The organism is Citrobacter cronae (genome assembly GCF_016893685.1).
GTDB lineage: Bacteria > Pseudomonadota > Gammaproteobacteria > Enterobacterales > Enterobacteriaceae > Citrobacter > Citrobacter werkmanii.
Window position 1 is genome coordinate 2301455 of sequence record NZ_CP069763.1, and the last position, 718, is coordinate 2302172.

Annotated in this window: 2 protein-coding genes; both read left to right on the forward strand. The window is 49.4% G+C overall.

The genetic code is table 11. The features are described from left to right. On the forward strand, positions 1-300 hold a 300-nt coding region (locus tag JSN25_RS22050), incomplete at its 5' end, for a flagellin (protein ID WP_267911621.1). Between the two features lie 196 nt (positions 301-496). Then, on the forward strand, positions 497-718 hold a 222-nt coding region (locus JSN25_RS22055; protein WP_325168719.1), incomplete at its 3' end, for a flagellar cap protein FliD N-terminal domain-containing protein.

Sequence of the window (718 nt, forward strand, 5' to 3'; positions counted from 1 at the left end):
TCTGAACTGACCACTTCTGGCTCTGCAAACGCGATGATTGGAACTATCCAGACTGCAATGGACGACGTGTCTAAGATCCAGTCCAAACTGGGTGCATCCATCAACCGCCTGAACGACACCGCGGCTAACCTGACCAGCATGCAGGACAACACTGAAGTGGCGATCGGTAACATTATGGATACCGACTACGCGACGGAAGCGTCCAACATGACCCAGCAACAGGTGCTGATGCAAACGGGTATCACCATGCTGAAGCAGTCCAACAGCATGTCCAGCATGGTTTCCAGCCTGCTGCAGTAATTCCTGACGTAATGTCATTCATAACACCGCCACCCGGCGGTGTTGTGCTTTCCGCAACCGGGTCTTTGCCTGGAAACCTTCCTGAGGAAGGGAAAATTCATTTCCGCTACTAATTTAACTTACTGAATATCAATAATAAAAAATATTGGCATGCGTTTTGCTATTACATAACTAACGTTGCACGGAGTCACTGATTATGAGTTTTACGAGTCCGATCCAAAAATTAGCACAAGAATTTGCCTACGCGGACATCGCCACCCAGGCGGCAAATCTGCAAAACGAGCAGAACGAATTGAATGCAGAGAGCAACGGCCTGGACTCGTTAAGTTCGGCGCTCACCGACTTTCAGTCAGCAATTGATGCGCTTAACAGTGACACCGACGGCCCGCTGACGTTTTCTGCTACGTCGAGCAATGAG